Origin of the sequence: Chryseobacterium sp. MMO-72, assembly GCF_037146035.1 — a bacterium.
GTDB classification, from domain to species: Bacteria; Bacteroidota; Bacteroidia; order Flavobacteriales; family Weeksellaceae; genus Chryseobacterium; species Chryseobacterium indicum.
Map to the genome: position 1 here is coordinate 87385 of NZ_JBBCWG010000008.1, position 19082 is coordinate 106466.

The following is a 19082-nucleotide window of genomic DNA, read 5'->3' on the forward strand; positions in this document are numbered from 1 at the left end:
ATCAGAATGACAAATGAGTATTCATCTTCCTGAAAATTTCAACGGTCTCTAGTTCCTAGCCTCGATTGCAGCATTTGTCTGAGCTCATTTACAAATTTTCGGCTGCGGCGGCTTTGCCGCCGCAGCCGAAAATTTGTAAATAGCGAGTGCGGAAAGCGAGAAATAGCTCCTGAAAATATTATTTCAAATAAAAAAGACCTCAAATTTGAAATCTTTTTGAATATTTTGGAATAGTTTAGTCAATTTCGGCTTTTGAAAAGAGATCCTGAATCAGCATTTCGTCTTCACAGGCTTTTTTAAATTCGGAAATAAATTCTTTCAGGCTTTCCGGATTGTTGGAATAAGCACAGAACATATCGGCTTCTGGATCAAACTTAATATCTTCTGAAAGATTCGGTTTTTTCTCTTCCACAAAAACTTTTGCCAGCGAAGTCCAGTCGTAACCGTTTCCTTCGAAACCTTCGTCTTTTCTCCATTCGAAAATTTCGGTTTTGTAAGTTCCTGCGTTTAAACATACTGAATACGTTTTTTCTGAGGATACCCAAAAAAAGGGCTTAATAGCAGTCTCAAAATTGTAGGCTTCCATAATGTTTTTTATTAAAATTAATAGAATATTAAAGATAATAAATTTATGAGCTCATCCATTTTTTATAACATTTATTAACGTTTGTCCGTTATTTTTAAGCTTAAAAAACACATCGGTTCTCACATTTCCGGAAAATACCTCCTGTTAAAAATTTAGTTTTCCGGTCTCCAAAAAGATGAAATAGTTGACAAAAAAACAGAATAGCTGCTCTTTTAAGCCATGCTATTCTGTAACCAATTTTATTTTTACTAAGATGATTGTTGCGTTTTGTATTATTTAGCTCCCGGCCATAAACCTTCATACTTGGAATTTCCGTAGTCGATGGTTTCTGCGCTGATAACAAAGCTGATCAGCATACTGTTTTCATCCACTGCATCGAAATCCACTTCATGCTGGATAACGTATCCGTTTTCCCACCCCAGTGTAATTAAAGTACCTTCTTCGTGAGATTTGTTGAATGTGATTTCGCCGGTTGTCGGTTTGTATTTTCCGTTAAGTAAGCTTTCAAGGATGTCAGATTTTTCTGTAGCTTCCACAGTAACTTTAATCAGTGCATTGGAAGGATCTGATGCTACTCTTCCGGAAACGTCTGTAGATCTTGAAACGCTGTAGTTCAGCTTTAATAATTTTTGTCCTTCGCCGCCGTTGAATTTTAAAATTCCTCTTGAATTTGCTGCCATGATTCGTAAATTTTAATCGTTAATATTTTGTGATTTGGTTGATTTGGTATTCCAAAGATAGAACACCTTTTCTGAACCCGAAAGGAATCGAATATGAATCTGAATTTTTGTAGTAATTCTACGACTTCATGTAGTAATTCTACGATTAAAGAAATATTACTAAATCCAAATTACTGTCAATCAATTATTTAAATAAAAAATTAATTTAAAATAATATAAAATTTACACACTAAAAAGAGAAATATTAAGATTTAATTAAGATCATTTTAGCTTTTGTTAACGGATTGAATCTCATAGCTGAATAAAAATTCCGATGAAAAGATTTTCACCGGAATTCGTATAAACTGAACTGAGAACTGATAATTTCTTTATTGGTAGGAATCGTGGAATTCCCTGTCTGTCTTAAATATTCTTATGCTGTCTGCTTTTACAGGCTGGTTATTGATGGAAATATCAAAACTGCTGTTGTCTTTTGCTACTTTAAAATCTAACTGAAAGTCTTTTCCTGCTTTTTCAAACTCACTGTTGAGCCTTTCCCAATTGAAGTACGCTCTTCCGATAAACTGTTCGCCTTTTGCGGTTTCCCAGATGAAATTCAGTTCTTGTGGAACCGTTCTTTCTCTTGAGGGAATTTTATCAATCCACGAACGGAGAATAACTTCTTCTTCCGCGTTGTAATAACTGATATTGGATTCGAATAATTTAAAAGCCGGATTTTCTGAAGTAATTTGTGGTTTCCAGCTGTACTTTTTGCGGTAGTCTTCCCATTCTTTCGGTGTAATCTCTACAAATCTGTTCTTTTTCATTTCTTCACGTGTTACCGAAAGTTTGGAAAAAAACTTTTGCTCTAATTGTTGATCATCTTTTACGACTTCAGCCTGAAATTTCCCCAGCTCAATCTGAACAGCCCGGAATCTCAGCCATACTACGACCATTCCTTTTGGAGCAAAACCAAAAACAAGCGTTGTAAAACTGTTGTACGGATTTTCTGCACTGCTGTATTTTTCGTTCCTTCCCAGATTTTTATATTCTTCCAAAGGGTTATCGTAAAAAGAAGCTTCGCGCTGCGCATACGCACGCTGCATGTAATCTTTGATTTTTTCCACCGAAAAGTCTGCCTTCAGATGATAAAAAGTATCTTCATATCTGGAAAAATAAGTAACATCTATTCCGACGGGTGTTCCATGCTGTTCTGTCCAGCCTTTCCCGGAATTTCCCCACGTTCCCGAAGAGCTTCCATAAGGCAGACTTGCAGGAACGCCTTCCAGAGTGATAATTTTATCTTCTACAGGCGTTACAATCATATTGTTATTCGGACTGCTTATTTCTACATTAAATTCCGGCAATTGTTCTTCTTTCATTTTCTGGCAACTTATATTCTGAAAAAGGAGGGTTAAAAAAAATATTATTTTTATCGTTCTATCCATTCTGTATGTTTCTTTTGCGGTATTGTGCAGCCAATGCGCCTCTTCTTTTCGGAGCATTATCATTAGGTCTCGCATCTAAGCCAATCTGGTTGGCTTTTACCGACCAGTGAAGGTATTTGTTTCTTAAAACTTTAAGATCTTCTTCTTTGATGTGTCCCAAATAGGAAATCGCCTTGATATCCTGCTTGTATTTGACAGCTGAAGGTTTTTTCCCTGCGTTAAAATCTTCCACATATTTATTTCTGAGCTCGTTACACGCATTCATATAGGATGAAAGCTGGCTGTAAATTCCGGTTAGAAAAGAATCTGTTATTTTATGATTTTCATTGATGAGATCTTCAAGATATATTACTTTATGCTGTTTAGAATAATGAAACATCTGGTTCAGCGGAATCTGATCGTATTTGTTGGATAATTTACGTGTTCCTACCAAACCGTAATACATAGAGATTTTATTCCACCACCGGTCATAATTCACATCTTTCTGCCTGAAATATTTAATTTCCAGCTGCTCATCATGATACCATCCTTCGTCCACCACAATTTTTTTAAACGCTTCGCATTCTTTGTGAGTATTCACATTATTATACGGATCATAAGAATCGCAGTATAAAACAGAAATTTCATCTCCTTCTCCGTAAGATCCGCCAATATCGGAATGAACTCCGGGAAGGGTAAATTCGAGTCCATATAAACCTGTGCTGTCGATATTCGTTAAATCAAAATTATCTCTGTATTCGTCATCCGAAGCAAGCTGAAGAACAAAATTTACTTTTCCGCCTCCAATAGTGTCTAAACCAAGCTGTTTGGTATCATCATCAATCCCGAAACCTCCTCTGTGGTTGAGTCCGTAAGAAGCAACCGTATCATACAATCCTGCGAAACGGAATTTTATCTCTTTCACTTCAAGATCCTGCGCGAGAAGGCAGGCTCCGAAATATCCGTGCCGCATGATGAACTGCGACTTGGAGCCATCTTTATCCTTTATTGTAACCGTTTCATTATTTATGAATTCCGGAGGAAAAACCTGTAACGTCTCTTTTCCTAAAGCATAAGAAATTATTCCCGGAGAATTTGCCACATGGATAAAATGTCTCGCCGCCGCAGCTCCTCTACTGAATCCATACACATTTACGGTAAGAACCCCGATCGGTTTTGTGTTATTTTTAAGTTTATTTACGATGGCTTCGGCTCCTTTTTTACAACCTTTTGCCACTTTTGCCACGACTCCTGTATCTCCGGTTCCCTGTGCAACGCCTTTTAAAATGCTGTCACTTTTTCTGTCCTCTGTTCCGATTCCCTCAATATACCATGAAACCTGATTCTGCGCATTCGGATCAATGGTGTCGTAACCGCGTGCAACATTCGTAAACTCGTTGTTGTAGCTGTCATCTTTATCGCTGCTTGCTTCTTTGAAATTTCCGCCAAGCCGGGTATTGGTTTTGTTATTCTGGGTGCCGTCAAAAAAAAGATTCAGGCTTATATCGATAGTATTAACGGGTTTATCATCAGGATTAATGGTTTCTGCTTTGTTATAACTTACTCCTGTTCCGTTTCCTTTCTGTTCTACGGTTGCCGCACTGTTATGACTGATGCCTTCTTTGGCAAAAGTTCTGGAATCTCCATCAAAACGAGTGACCGCTTTCCCTTCTACAAAATATTCAATGCTCATTTTTTAGTGATTTTTAGATTTCTCGCCACTATTGTTCTGAACTTCTTTTTCTGCGTGATGTTCCACTTTTCCCTGACTGTTAACCTCAACACCTTTAAGGCTGGTTAATTTATGCTCTTTTTCGCCATAGACTTCCATATCGCCTTTTACATAATGACTCATTTTTCCGACAACATTCGTCATGAAGTCAGCTCCTGTAGAAAGATATTTCATAGAACCTACGCTTTCGGTATGATTTGCCATAATGGTGTCGGATTTATTCATTCCGACATTGGTGCTCATATTTTCGCCGACGTTGATGTTCATGTTCCGGCAATTGAACGTCATGGTTTCGGGAGCTGTAATGGTGATGTTGCTTCCTGTGGTGTCTAAATGAATTTTATTTCCCGATTTATCGGTAATGACGATGCTTTCATCCTCTGTAAAAATAATTCTGTGGCCGCTTCTCGTCTGGATAGATTTTACTCTGTTATCAACTCCGCCGCCGAGACCGATTCCGCCATGGAACATTCCGCCCATCACAAAAGGTCGGTCGGGATGACTGTGAACGAAATTCACCATCACCTGATCTCCCACTTCGGGAATCGCAACGTAACCTCTGTTTTGGTTCACCTGATCGGTTCCTCCCGCATCGGGACTCATCATTCTGATAAAATGCGTTGTATCATTAGTTTGCCAGTCGAATCGTACCTGAACTCTTCCCTGTCCTTCCGGATCTGTATTGGAAATGACGGTAGCGATCTGCGGTTCGGCTTTAGGAATTTTAAATTCAGGTTTTGGTAAAAATCCGGTGTCTGAAGCAATTCCTTCAAAACTTCCTTTATAATGTCCGATCGTATCAATTTCATGAGTAACTTCCGTTACCATGATTCTCGTAAAATAATCAGATTCGTTGCTGTCTAATTTTCTCATCTGAACATCCACCACACAACCCGGATGCAAAAAAGGAACAGTTGTATTTCCTGAAAATGAAAATACGCTCACTGCTTCACTTCCTGCTGCACTTTTCTGAGAATATTCTACGTCAAGATGGGTGGAAGCTTTGATGGGGGCAACCTGTAATGCAGGGGTTTTATATATTTTTTCGTTGTGGGAATAAGCTGTTTTTGCCAAATCTCCCACATGCTGAACCGGCGTTTCACCCGAAGTCAGTTTTTCATGTTTACTGCTGTTGTAACCGTAAAACTGGGGTTTTGTGTGTACTGCTTTTAATTCAACCTTAATATCATTGGCGCTGCTTCCGTAGGTTAATTTGATCGGTTTGTTCTGAGGCGGAAGTTTTCCGAAATGCAATACTTCGCCGTCATAGTAAAACTGTTCGCCATAGGCTTCAGCCATCCTCGCCAGATAATTGTAGTGCGTTTCATCGTACTGGCTGCTGTAAATAATCTGCGAATAATCGTTGGTATCCACTCTCACATCAAAACGGCTGGAATCGATCCCCTGTTTGATGACTTCGTTGGCAATGATTCCCATATTAACGGGAGAACTCCCGCCAAAACTCTGAATATGCGGCGCTCCGTCGAGTAAAATGGTGGGACTGTAGCCTGTTAAAACAATATTTCCAAGGCTCATTTTTTCCTGACTGAAACCTACTCCTGTAATGACTCCGACAAAAGTTCTTTCGGGGCTGCTTTCAATATCTTTGTAGGAAATAACGGCTGTTAAACGTTTTCCGAGAAATTTATTGGCTTCTTCGAGGGTATGAGTCTGTCGGTCACCTAAAGCATCATGAGCCAATATCACGCTGAATTGGTGGTGGCGTTTTGTACTTTGGGTAAGTTGAAAATGCTTGTAATATTTAATCACTTTTCCTTCGATCACGAGAGAAAGTTTTACCAGACGGTTGATTCCCGCATGATGATTCTGAGAAATTCCGTCTGCATTCTGCGATGGGCGGAAGGAAGGATTCTGTAGTATATTTTGTGATTCTGTTTTCATATTTCCTGTGATTTGGTAGGTTAAACATGATCGCTTAGTGTTCTATTGTGTGGTGTTTCGAGCGTTTCCTTCTTTTACGGATCTTGAAAGAATTTTTGTCTTTCTCAATAAAAAATCAGGCATAAGATCGGTCGGAAGATACAATGTGCTTTCTCCCTTTTTCTGAAGTTCATCGTTGATTCCGGGATTCCAGGAGAGGAGTTTGTCTACTTCCACATCCAGTTCATCGGCAATGATGTTGAGATTGAATCCGGCATTGATCTCAGTTTCTGCCAGTTGTGCATTGTTTTTTCCGCTTCCTCCTTTTACAAAGAAAACGGTGTTCATCCTTGAAGAATTATAGTTTGCCAAAACATTTTGGAGTTCTCCGGTGGCATAACACGCATTCAGATATTTTTTAACATGATTAATGGTTTCTTCCGGCAAAAACTTATAAAAAACATGGTATTGAGTAGAGTTTGCAGCGGTCATGGCTTTGGCAATATTTCCTTCTCCACAGTTGTAAGCAGCCACTACAGTAATCCAGTTGTTGTATTTTTTGTATAGATTGGCTAAGGAAACTGTTGCTGTTTTTGTGCTTTTGTAAAGATCCGTTCTGTTCTGTTCGGTTAATCCGTATTGATTCGCGTGAGCGGTCATAAACTGCCAGACTCCCACTGCTCCGGCTCCGGAAGCTATATTTCTGTTGAAATGGGATTCTATTAAGGCTAGATTTCTCAAATGTCTCGGCAAACCTTTCTGAACCAGAGAATATTCGATAAAATCTACAATTTCCCTGTTGGCATTAATAATACTTTTATATCTCTTCACACTGCTTTCCGAAGTATCGGAAGCAGCAAGAAACTGTGCGTTCGTAAAATGAGAACACAACAATACTATTGCGGTAAGAAAGATATTTTTGAGATTTGGGTTCATTGTTTTTATGCTTTTGTGAAAAGTTTTTTAAACTGATTCACTATTTTCTCACTCTACTTTCCAGCTCAGTTTTTCTTCTTCTGAATTCCAGTCGGCATGAATGGTCTGTCCGGCTTTTACTTCTTCTCTTACAATCATTTTCGAGATCGGTCTTGCCAGTTGAGAACGTATCACTCCTGAGATCTGTCTTGCTCCGTATTTGCTGCTGAATCCGCCCAATGCAAGATTCTTCACGGCTTCACCGGAGATTTTCAGACTCATTCCCAGTCGCGCTAAAGAGTTGTGCAGTGATTTTAACTGAATATTAAAAATTCTTTCGGCGATGGATTCTGTAATTGGCGCAAAAGGAATAATTTCTGTAATTCTTGCTAAAAACTCAGGTCTGAAACGTCCTGAATTCGACATGATCTGCATTAGAGATTTTGATTCCGGGATTTTTCCTTCTTCAAACTGTTTTACGATTTCTTCGCTTCCGATATTTGAGGTAAATAAGATCAGGGCATTGCTGAAATCACCTTCTTTTCCCAGCTTATCATGAACTTTTCCTTCGTCCATGATCTGTAAAAAGACATCAAAAACTGAATGATGGGCTTTTTCAATTTCATCAAATAATACCACAGTGTAAGGCTGCTGTCTTATTTTGTTTACGAGCATTCCTCCTTCTTCGTAACCGACGTATCCGGGAGGCGCACCGTATAAAAGTGCGGCTGAATGTTCTTCTTTAAATTCAGACATATCGAAACGAACCATTGCCTTTTCATCATTGAAAAGGAGTTCTGCCATCGATTTTGCCAACTCGGTCTTTCCGGTTCCTGTGGGTCCCAAAAGAAAGAATGATCCAATGGGCTGTCCCGGTTTATTGAGTCCGCTTCGGTTTTCAACAATTGCATCGGAAAGGATTTTTAAAGCATGATCCTGTCCGACGACGCGGTTCATTAAAAGAGATTCCATATTCAGAAGCTTTTCTTTTTCCTGCGCCTGAATTTTCCCGATCGGAATGTTTGTTTTTGCCGCCATTACCGCCGCGAGTTCCAGACGGTCTACTTTTTCTCTTTTCTTTGAGGCGTGCTGCAAAAGTTCGGCATTGCTGTCTTCAATAATTTTCTGAATCTGTTCCACCGGCATGGAATTGTCGATTTGTGGCTGTTCACTTAAAGAACCCCATAAAATCGGGCTTATTTTGTCTCTCAGCAAATTGTAATTCCAGATCAGTTCGTCTGCTTTGTCTTTTTCGTCAAAATAATCTTCGCTCTGAAGCTTTTCGTAGGTTAATTTCCAGCTTTCCAGTTCTTTTTCTGAAAGTTCGTCGAGCATTTTAATCGCCGCCATGGTTCTGTCTAAAAGATCGATGGCTGCATCGGGAAGTTTTTTCCCTTTTGCATATCTTTTTGCAAGACGTACACATTCCGGAAGAGCGGTTTTCTCGACTTCAATTCCGTGGTGTTTTTTGTAACCTTCGAGTAAAACGTCGATCATTTTAACGCAGGTTTTTTCGTCCGGTTCATTTACGGTTAACACCTCAAATCGTCGGTTGAAAGCCTGTTCCGGCTCAATAATTTTTCTGTATTCTTCCTGAGTGGTGGCTCCGATGACGGTAATTTCACCTCTTGCGAGTTCAGGTTTCAGCAGGTTGGCAACGTTTCCGATGCTTCCTTTGGGATCTAAAAGGGTGTGAATTTCATCAATAAAGAGAATGGCTTTTTCTATCTTTTTGCATTCGTTGATGACTTTTTTCAGACGGTCTTCGATCTCGCCTTTGTAAGAGGTTCCTGCCAGTAATGCTCCGGTGTCCAATTCCAGTAAGGTTCCGTTTTTAAGCATTTCAGGAACATTTCCTTTAATGATTTCAATGGAAAAACCTTCTACCAAAGCGGTTTTCCCGACTCCGGGCTCTCCGATAATAATGACGTTGGGTTTGCTTCTCCGGCAGAGAATTTCAACCAGCATTCTGAGTTCTTTGTCTCTTCCTATGATATTTTCAAGCTCTCCTTTTCTTGCCTGTGCGGTTCTGTCTGTGCAATAGCTTTTTATGGAAGGAAAAGACTGGTCTGAATAATCTGAACCTTTTGAAAATATCGAAGAAAATTCTCCGTTTTCAAAACTCTCATAAGGTGTATCTTTTCTGTATAAGTTAAAAATTTCATGTTCTCTGAGAGGAAGAGATTTGAGCTGCTGTAAAGTAAAAGCGACCTGTGGTTTTACAATGGCTGTTAAAATACAGATCGGGGTAATTTCGTCCAGACCTAATTTCAGGCGGATATCATCAGCTTCTTCTACAATATGATCTACTGTTTCATCTTCTCCTGCTTCGGCGGGAAGATGACTGGTTTTGGGATAATCTTCAATGCGAACATCTGCCCATTCGTAAAAATATCCGGGATCTTTGTCGATGCTTTTAAGGAATTCGTTCAGCCCGATATCTTTGTGCATGAGTGCCTGCAAAATGTGCGGCGCTCCGTAGGTGGCATTGTAATTTTCCTTCGCGATGGATTGTGCTATATGAAATAGCTGCTTTACAGTCTCATTGGTAACTAATACTCCCATTGTACTATTCAGATTAATATTTTGTGCGGTGATTTGGTGTTTCTCCGGTTTGGATTTTCCTTGCTTTTTATGGAATGAATCTATAACCGTCTGAATTTTTATTATTTACTAAGTTAACTGTTTTTTCTTAAAAACGGAAAAATATGTATTAATAATGTGATTTAGAATAAATATTTTAACAAAAATTAATTTAAAATGGTAAAAAGACCGTCTTGAGTGACAGCCTTTTGTATGAATATCAATGAAATGAATTGTTTAGCTTGATGGCCAAAGACCTTCGTATTTGGAATTTCCGTAGTCGATGGTTTCTGCACTTACCACGAAACTGATGAGCATGCTGTTTTCGTCTACCGCGTCGAACTCAACTTCGTGCTGAATAACGTATCCGTTGTTCCATGAAAGGGTGATTAATGTACCTTCTTCGTGAGATTTATTGAAGGTGATTTCTCCGGTTGTCGGTTTGTATTTTCCGTTCAGTAAGCTTTCCAGAATGTCTGATTTTTCTGTCGCTTCTACGGTTACTTTAATGAGTGCATTGGAAGGATCTGAAGCTACTCTACCGGAAACATCCGTAGATCTGGAAACGCTGTAGTTCAGTTTTAGTAATTTTTGCCCTTCTCCGCCGTTGAATTTTAAGATTCCTCTTGAATTTGCTGCCATGACAGGTAAATTTTAATCGTTATTACTATTTTGTGATTCGGTGATTGTGTAACAAAGATAATGCGGCAATTTCTCTTCTGAAAGTTTTTAAATATCAATTTGAAATTTTGTCGTATTTCTACGATTTGATGTCGTAATTCTACGACATTGGATTTAATACTATCTTAACAATCCTTTGCTGTAAAATGTTTACGACAATTCTTTGAGTGTAAAAAAACTTTTATTTTTTACACCATACTGAGAAATACTGTAGCTGATTTCAATTTCTTTTACCAGTCCGGAGTCTTTATCCAAGATATATTTTCCGGCAAAATCAAGCCCATTTTCGTGTGAATTTATATTCTGGCGGAGAATGATTTCATGATCTTCGGAATCTTCCACTTTCTGCTGAAGCTGAATTTCTGTATTCTCTTCCCCGATTGACTGTGTAAGATAAGATTTTCCGTTTGTAAAGCTGTTTCTTAGATCGGCAAAATAGTTTTTGATGAAGATGTCTTCTTTCATTCTGCTGTAGAAAAGTGAAGGGTTGAGAACGACGCGTTCGAATTCATCAAGATATAGTTTAGCGTATTTATCGGGAAAAAGATCTGTAAGACGTTCTTTAATCGTATTGAAATGATCTGTGGTTTCCTTTGTTAAAGAAATAAATACAACTCTGCCTTTATCGTCGGTTTTAACCTCAAAAGGATTCAGCGAACGGATGGATTCTGAAGCGAGATCTGCCATCATTGTTCCGGATTTTTCGAAAAAATTGTTTTTGAAAAGGTGAAAAATGTGATTATTTCCTTCTTTTCGGATCCATTTTACTGAAACGGTGTAAGAAAGTGCATTTTCTTTTTCTTCAAGCGCATTTTCTTCGGTTTCCCGGCTTTCAACAGTGTAAATTCTAGCCAGGTTTTCGGGATGGAAAGGAATTTCAGGGTTTAATTTCAGATCTTTGAAAGGTGCGTCATTCCTGCTGTTGTATTCTTTTATTTTGTGAATATCAGGAATAAGAAGTTTTTTCCGCGGAACAAGGTTATCGTATATAAAATCTTCTCTCGCACAATGCGTATTGTGAAATTCTTTAAGGTATTCTGGATTTTCAAGATTAATTTCTTCAGCTATACTTTCCAGCGTTTCTCCGGAAAGGATAAAATGAACGGTCATATATTTTGTTTTTTGGCTCAAACTAAGTTAGAGGAAAATTTTTAGTCCGCAAAATAGTTTTGCCGTTTTGATTATCCTGTTAATTTAATGTAAAGTTCACAAGTTTTTTTAATGTGAATCACTTTTTTAAGTTCACAAAGGTTTTCTACTCAGCCAAAAATGCAAACTTTTTTAAAACCATTTCAAATTTAACCACAAAAAAACAGCGTCCGAAAATGGATGCTGTTTCTATTTCAATCATTAATTTTTGATTATTTCTGTCTGGTGAATTCCAGATATTTATCGCCGCATTGTGTGAAGTGTTCGAATTCGTTCATGGCATTTCCGTAATTCTGGATCACAATTTTATCTCCTTCGTACAGACCGCCAATTTCGCCCATGGTAATATTTTTGATCTCTCCTGTTTTTTCATCGCTTTCCGCAGAAACATTTCCGGCAGCAATTACTTTTGTTTTATCTAAAATTTTAAACGTTGAATTTCCGTCGGTATTCTTAAATTCTATTGAAAATCTTCCGCCTTCACAGGTTGTTGCGATAAATTTTCCTTCAACAGAAGTTTTGGAAACGGCTTTTTTTGTATCTTTTTCTTCCGGACTTTCCGTTTCTTCATCAGACTGTGCTGAATCTTTTTTCTCAACAGGAACTGCTGTTTTTTCAACAGGCTGAGAAACGGACATTGAGTCTGCTTTTACTGCTTTGTTCTTTGTTTCATTTTTGGAGCAGGAAATGGTAAAAATCCCTGCCAGTAAACAAATTCCAATGATTTTTTTTGTAATCATAAGGTATACTTTTGACGTATTTATTAGATCAAAAATACCATAAATTTTAATCCGACCATATTTTTTGTTTTAAAATTGACTGAAAAAGGATTCAGACGATGATTTAAGATGAAGAATTCTGTAATTATTTTAACGCTACGTTCGCCAATTTATTCTGATTAATAATTTTATACGTTCGAAATTGCATTTCATTCAGCAAATAACAGCAGAAAATGTTCAAAATATTGAACGGCAAAAGCGAGATGAGTTTAAAAGATTTGCAAAAAAAAGAGATGGTGAAAAACACAATCTCCTAATGGTACCGTAAAGTTTATTATTTTACTTTCTTCAACGGAAGATCATCACTTCCGGGATTGATAAAGTAGATTGGGCTTCCCGAGATATAAAATTCGTTATCAAGCTTTTCTACGTAAATGATTCCCATTTCTTTATCTTTCGGGCTGAAGGGGATGCTGATCTTGTCTTTGGTAACAAATTTACTCCTGATATTTTTATAAATTTCCGGTCGGTCTTCATCGCTCATATATTTTACCGTAATATTATCGAGCCTGATGATCTGTATATCAAAACTTGTTTTCATGCCGTCGCGGTTTCTTGCAGAAAAGTGGTAAGTTCCGATCCAGTCTTTTTCGCCGGACAATTTGCCGGATTCGGAAGGCAGACAAACCATATTGATGAACAATATGAAAAAGCAGAATAGTGATTTCATGTCCTTTTTATTTTTTAATGAATTTCCCTGTTGCGTCTATGCTGTATTCTACACTTACTTTTGCAGAATCACCCTGTTTTTTTTCTCCCACAATATCTCCTGCCTCATTATATTCCAGCTTATCTACAGAGTGTTTTACTATGGTAATGGATTTATCTTTACCGATGGAAAATGTTCTGAAATATTCTGTCTCAAAAGTAAAACGGCAGTCGAGTAATAGTTTATCCGTTAAAATATTATTGAAATAGCTGTTTAGCTGAACATTCAGAATTTTGGTGTCATTTTCCCCAAAAGTATTGTAAATAATGAGCTTTGCTGTATTCTGATCAGAAAATTTAAATGTCTCCAGTGTATAATATTTCGTTTTCGGATCGGGTGCAATCTCAAAATCATTTTCTTTGATGGGAACTGACGAGTCTTTCTCGTTAAATGTATCCGACTGCAAACCTTTATAAGAGGTATTTACAATATAGCTTACAGAATCTGTATCGGGTTTATAGTAGGGCTGCACACGGTCTGAAGTGTAGGGTAAATTATTTGTCATTTCTGTAGATGTACTGTCTGTTGATGATCTGTTGCTTTGCGAAATTCCGTTTTCGCTTACGTTCTTTTTGCAGGAAAAACACAGCAAAACAAAAAGATGAATGGTGGTCAGTTTTAAAATTTTCATTCTCTAATTTCTTTAAAATTTGGGCTGTACCCCTGCAGATGCAGGTGATGATGATGGTTCTTGGTATTCTTTGGCAAATGATGAAGATAGTTTATTTTGCCGTTTCTTTTATAACTCCATCCCAACATACTTTTCCACCCGAATCTGTACAGCGCATCATTCCATTTATTCTGTCTTGCATCGTCCAGCATATCCGGATTTGCGCTGATATCAAGACTGGTTCCGTCGCCAAACATCAGTTTTTTATCTTTTCTTAAATATTTAAAATCTCCGTTATTTCCATTGATATGGCTTACACTCGGTCGTGAGGAACCGTCGGAATGGCTGAAACCATTACAGCTGATGTCATTATAGCTTACTTCAAGCATTGCACCAAAAAGACTTGCCAGTGTTTTTTCATTCACATATTTTCTCGGAGAGTCTACGTTAAAAGTGTACTGATAGCTTCCCTTACTGTAGGTTTTGGTTACCTTATCAAAATTAATAAGATTGACCATCACTCCTTTTTTACCGTTTACCATCTGGGTCGGGATGATGTCGTAGGTTCCCAGCTCATGCAGGGTTCCTTCTTTATCATGGTAAATATACCTGTACTTTTTTTTGTTTTCTTCTTTTACTGTTTTCGGAATTCTTTTTTCAATTCTTCCGTCACTGTAGATATGATAGGTGATAAGACTGGTGGAAGACGACGTTGTCGCTTTAACGTCCTGACAGGTGAAATCAGTAGTTTTTAATGCTTTTCCTTCGTTGTAAAAATCATTAATGGCTTCTTCGAATTCCCATACGTACGACTTCCCTTCTTTTCCTTCGTAATATCGTTTTTTTCCTTTTTTATCAATCCAGAATTCATGAGATTCCCTTTTAAACATGGGATTATCATCATATGCAGCTTTGGTACTGTCGTAAACCACATAGTCTTTTTCTGTTCCGTGGCCGCATGCTTTGGGATAATTAACCGCAAGATAGAGATCCGTCTTTGTCTTAAGTTTTCCCTGAAACCTTTTCTGTAAAAAGTGTTTTTCCACATAATCGAGCTGTTTCTCCGCAGTCATCTTAATGAGTTCGCTCCGCTTAATTCCCAAATCTATGGAAGCCACCTGTCCGAACTGGATAAGCCCGACATATCCTCCTTTCCGGCTGTCGTCCTGATTGGATTTAAACGTTCCCACCGTAGGATCAAAACTTCTTCCGGTTTCCAGTGCCATAACCGCCATCAACCAGTTTGCGCCTTCAAAATTCTGCTGTGGCAATCCCAAATTCTGAGAAATCTTTATAACTTTTTTTCTGAATTCGCAGCTTACTTTGCTTCCCCAGATGAGATCTTTATACAATTCTTTACAGATGCAGCCTTTGGGTGCCTGCGCTTTTCCTTCTACTACACTCGTTGTTTTACCTTCCGGTTTGGAAGCCTTAGGTTTTTTATCCGGTTTAACGGTTCCTTTGGATTCTGCCCAGTCCCAAAGTTCATTCCATGTATTTCTTACGGTTTCTGTAAAGGAATCAAATACTCCGCTGGTTTCTTTTTTAGAATCTGGTTTTGAAGCGGCGGGTGAACCGGTGGCTTTTGGCGTGGATTTCGGAGCCTGAGAGGACTGAACAGGCGGTTTGTATTCTGGATTTTTTATCACCCTGTTTTCACTTGCGTGCTTTCGGTCTTTGTAATATTCTACCGTTACATAGAATTCCAGTTCTTTGGGATCTCTTTCACCCTGCGAAGCTTTCTGCATCAAAGCTTTCGTGAGCATAAATTCTGCGGTTGCCGTTCCTGTTCTGTTTACAATGGCTTTTTTGCTGTCTACAAATTTATTTTTAGAGCTATACCCTTCTCCGGCGGTATCATCTTCCCAAAGCGTAAACAATAATTTTTTACCTGCTAGATTTACGCACTGCGCACTGGCTACAAGCTTTTCCTGATAGCTGAAAACGGTTCCCGGAGAATCGTCGGCATAGCGTAATTCCACTTTATTGATCTTGGGAACTTCTCCCTGTTGCGGAGTAATATCAATGGTGGTACTTCCTTTCCCTTCCGGCTGATGAAGATACGCTTCCAGACGGTAGGTATTTTTAGCCGCAACTTCTCCAAATGTAAAACTTCCGTCCCCCACTTTTTTGATGTTGGTTGTCGTATAACTTCCGTCGGGACGTTTTTTAAAAAGCTCCCAGGTAACCCCAGCAGGATTTCTCTCTTCTGCGGGCGTGGCGGGATACCAGTCTGTAACCATGTAAGTGGTTTTTTCACCAACAACCGGACTTGGGTTTCCCGAGATTTTTGAAACTCCTTTTTTAGACATAGAATGTTTTTTGGAATTAATTAATAGGCATCAATTTCATTTTCAAGAACGGTTTCTTTAAAATCCTGTATTTTCACCAATGGATTGATGTGCTGAACGGTTTTATTATCCGCACTTTTCACATTCTGTTTACTCATTTCTCCACGCTGTCCGTGATCTTTAATGGTAATCTTGCCTCCGATTACACATTGCAGTTCAGAAAGTTCGGTGACGATCTTTTTCCCCATAATGGTTACTTTATCATAAGTTTTCTGCCATTTTCCGGCAGGCGCGTAAGAGCATGGCAGATAACCTCCCGAAGTAGGTTTAAGTCTGCATTTTCCAAAACTGGGACCGGATGGATTAAACTGAAGATCGTCTTCGGTAACGCCAAGAAAATCTGCATTACCATCGGAATCGTTCCAAAAATGTTTCTGATGGGAAGTAACTTTGTACTGGGGAAACTGATCACCCTGATTACACTGGGCTTTACCTTTCCGGACAACAAAATATTTGCCGTCATGAGGTGATGATTGCTGTGACATATTTACGTGATTTGGGTAACCAAAGATAAAAAATTTACATTAAAAAATAAAAAAAGCAGAAAAATATTTTCCGCTTTTCTGTTTATAAAGAATTAATGTTGAGTATATTCCGGTTCTTCAACAGGCATCATGGTCGGCATGAAATATTCATTCAGCCAGTAGAAAGTCTGTCCGTTCTGTTCGATTTTTACCGCAGGATCATTTCTGTGAGACAACATTCTGTCGGCTAAATCTTTGTAATGTTTAAAATAGGTTTTTACCGTTTCATTGGTTACAATTTTAGATTTTTTCCAGCCTTTCAGCATATATTTCGACATCAGTTCTTCATCAGAATTATCAAAACCTGTACTGATTCCCACGGAGTAAGACATCGGCTGCTTGTAAAGATCGCTTTTGTCTAAAAATTTCAGAGTGGGGTTATATTTTTTCAGCAGTTTCACGTACTCGTTAATCGCTCTGGACTGGCTGAAATCTGATCGCTCTGCTCCGGTGTTCTGATAAACTTCGGTGTAGAAAAGTTTTAAATTGTCAAATTCTTTTTCAGAAATTAAAATTCCTTTCTCTAATCCCGGTTTGTAATCTTTCAGCTCTTTCGGAATGTAACCTTTCACCAGAAACGGATTTCCGTAATTGATGAGCTGTGCTGCAATTCCTGCCGGAACAGGATTGGTAAGTCCCGGATAAAGATATTTGTATTTTACATCTACATCGGTTCTTCCTGCTCCTACTGATGAATGGAAATAGTCGTTTAAAGATTTATCCAAAGTCGTATTATCAAGAGTAACCTGCGCAATCAGGCTGTCGACAGATTTTTTAAGATAACCCGGCTTCGCGATATCTCCTTTTTTAGGAAAAATTACAAATCCCTGTGCCATACTCTGCTTCGGATAATCGAGTGAGAAAAAGCCTTCGTCTCCTTCGATAAGGCTGAAATTATTTTTCGTTAAAACATCATTCTGATTAATAATTTTCTGTTTCTTCAGTTCAGCAATATTTTTTGCGGTATTGGTTACCACATTTTCTGCCATCAAAACAAAATCGTTGTAGGTATCGGATGATCTCGCACTGGTCTGGAACATGATCAGTCTCGCCTGAGCCTGCGTTAAAGAATTGATGACTCCGTACATATTTCCCCCCTGACTGGACGATGTTCCCACCGTGATTACGATATTGGTTTCATCCGGAACGTTGGATAAGAGATTTCCGGCTGCCATCAAACCTTCATTTACAGGCTGATAACCGCTGTTGCTTACACAGTTCATCTCATTGCTCTTCTGATCGATAAAGGTGGTGATTTTGCTGTAATCTGTGCTTAAATTTGAAACCGCCACATTGTCTCCACAGGAATTATTTTTGTACAAAACGACTCCGTATTTTACCTGATTAAAGTAAGATGGCTTCTCAAATCTCAACTGCAAATCCTGTAATAAAGATTTCACAATCGGAGCATAAGGTGCATTCGGAGCACTGATGTCCAAGGCAAATACGATATTTATTTTTTTGTTTTTCTCCGTAATTTCGCGGTAACGGTCGAAATAAATCGGCTCTCCTAATACATTGAAAACATAATTTTTACTGTAATCTAAAATATTGGTAAAATACTTTGTTTTGGAATCCGGAGTGGGTGATTCATTTAAGGGTAAGGTTACCGGAAAAATATTTTCAAGCGGTGTTCTTTTATTCACATCCGTTAATAAAACTGCGGTTCTGTTTTCGGTTTCGTTTCCTCCCGGAGAGCCTTCATGAATTCCCAGCGTGGTTTCTGTAATTCCTGTGGTATTTTTCATTTTAACGGCAGAACGTTCTCCCCATGCGGAAACTACGTTAGAACTTACCCATCCGTACAGACTTGTACTGATGCTGTCCATATCGATGTTTGGTTTTTTACCCACCAGAAATCGTTTGTTGTTTTCTGCCTGTTTGTAGACGTATACGATCTGTCCGTTCGGGATTTTCACATCTGCCTGTTCAATAAGACTCGGCGAATTAAAAACCATGATGGAATCGTTCTTGTAATATCTTTCTGAGTTTTTGATGACCTCACTGTTGCTCGGTACGATGGCTACTCTTACCGGAAATCCTGTTTTTTCGCTTTTTAAAGAATTGCTCCATAAAAGCAGATCAGATTCCGGAATCCAGCCGTAGGTTTTGATCTGTTTGGAAGATACTTTTTTCATGAGTGCATCCGGAATGTATTCTGCGACTTTTACCATTCCGTCGCGGTTTTTTAACACCATTAAAGGCTCTAAAAATTTAACTTCCTTATAGGATTTTTCATCGCTTTTATCGAGATATGCGGTATTTCTGGATCTGTCGGATATGGCAATCCACGGAACTGATTTTTTAGGAAAACCGTTCACGACCGGAGAATTATCAACCTGTCCGTAATGGGTGGGTTCCGGAGTTCTTTTCGACGGCAGTTTTACCTGACAGCTTACGAGTACTACTGAAACTCCGATATAATATGCTGCTAAAGGAAGTTTATTTTTCATCCTGATTTATTTAATGATTGGTGTGTGTGGTTCAAGAAAATTT

At 38.5% G+C, this 19082-nt stretch carries 15 protein-coding genes; all 15 read right to left on the minus strand.

The window, feature by feature from the left end; genetic code table 11:
* Positions 1–235: 235 nt before the first annotated feature.
* Entirely contained in the window at positions 236–586 is a 351-nt protein-coding gene (locus tag WFH39_RS12390; protein ID WP_336690139.1) for an immunity 51 family protein, read from the minus strand.
* 272 nt (positions 587–858) lie between these two features.
* Positions 859–1266, minus strand: coding sequence for a type VI secretion system tube protein TssD (gene tssD / locus WFH39_RS12395; protein WP_084196398.1), 408 nt, complete (start codon positions 1264–1266; stop codon positions 859–861).
* A 368-nt stretch (positions 1267–1634) separates the two neighbouring features.
* Complete coding sequence (locus tag WFH39_RS12400; RefSeq protein WP_336690140.1) at positions 1635–2627, minus strand: DUF2931 family protein; 993 nt, start codon at positions 2625–2627, stop codon at positions 1635–1637.
* A 58-nt stretch (positions 2628–2685) separates the two neighbouring features.
* Entirely contained in the window at positions 2686–4365 is a 1680-nt protein-coding gene (locus WFH39_RS12405) for a T6SS phospholipase effector Tle1-like catalytic domain-containing protein (RefSeq protein ID WP_336690141.1), read from the minus strand.
* 3 nt (positions 4366–4368) lie between these two features.
* Positions 4369–6306, minus strand: a complete 1938-nt coding sequence (locus tag WFH39_RS12410) for a type VI secretion system Vgr family protein (RefSeq protein ID WP_336690142.1) — start codon at positions 6304–6306, stop codon at positions 4369–4371.
* Positions 6307–6348: 42 nt separating this feature from the next.
* Entirely contained in the window at positions 6349–7221 is an 873-nt protein-coding gene (locus WFH39_RS12415) for a lytic transglycosylase domain-containing protein (protein WP_336690143.1), read from the minus strand.
* A gap of 48 nt (positions 7222–7269) precedes the next feature.
* On the minus strand, positions 7270–9765 hold the full coding sequence (locus WFH39_RS12420; protein ID WP_336690144.1) for an ATP-dependent Clp protease ATP-binding subunit: 2496 nt from the start codon (positions 9763–9765) through the stop codon (positions 7270–7272).
* Positions 9766–10020: 255 nt separating this feature from the next.
* Positions 10021–10425: a type VI secretion system tube protein TssD gene (tssD, locus tag WFH39_RS12425; RefSeq protein ID WP_076392041.1), complete on the minus strand. Its 405-nt coding sequence runs from the start codon at positions 10423–10425 to the stop codon at positions 10021–10023.
* Positions 10426–10614: 189 nt separating this feature from the next.
* The gene (locus WFH39_RS12430; RefSeq protein WP_336690145.1) at positions 10615–11574 is read right to left on the minus strand and encodes a hypothetical protein; all 960 of its coding nucleotides are present in this window, start codon (positions 11572–11574) and stop codon (positions 10615–10617) included.
* Positions 11575–11825: 251 nt separating this feature from the next.
* On the minus strand, positions 11826–12353 hold the full coding sequence (locus WFH39_RS12435; RefSeq protein ID WP_336690146.1) for a hypothetical protein: 528 nt from the start codon (positions 12351–12353) through the stop codon (positions 11826–11828).
* 313 nt (positions 12354–12666) lie between these two features.
* Positions 12667–13062: a hypothetical protein gene (locus WFH39_RS12440; protein WP_336690147.1), complete on the minus strand. Its 396-nt coding sequence runs from the start codon at positions 13060–13062 to the stop codon at positions 12667–12669.
* A gap of 7 nt (positions 13063–13069) precedes the next feature.
* Positions 13070–13732: a hypothetical protein gene (locus WFH39_RS12445; protein WP_336690148.1), complete on the minus strand. Its 663-nt coding sequence runs from the start codon at positions 13730–13732 to the stop codon at positions 13070–13072.
* On the minus strand, positions 13729–16023 hold the full coding sequence (locus tag WFH39_RS12450; RefSeq protein ID WP_336690149.1) for a hypothetical protein: 2295 nt from the start codon (positions 16021–16023) through the stop codon (positions 13729–13731). Before WFH39_RS12450 ends, WFH39_RS12445 begins: the two co-directional genes overlap by 4 nt.
* Positions 16024–16043: 20 nt before the next feature.
* The gene (locus tag WFH39_RS12455) at positions 16044–16547 is read right to left on the minus strand and encodes a DUF4280 domain-containing protein (RefSeq protein WP_336690150.1); all 504 of its coding nucleotides are present in this window, start codon (positions 16545–16547) and stop codon (positions 16044–16046) included.
* A gap of 92 nt (positions 16548–16639) precedes the next feature.
* Positions 16640–19039 (minus strand): type VI secretion system protein TssR domain-containing protein, encoded by a 2400-nt coding sequence (gene tssR, locus WFH39_RS12460; protein WP_336690151.1) that lies wholly within the window; start codon positions 19037–19039, stop codon positions 16640–16642.
* Between the last annotated feature and the right edge of the window lie 43 nt (positions 19040–19082).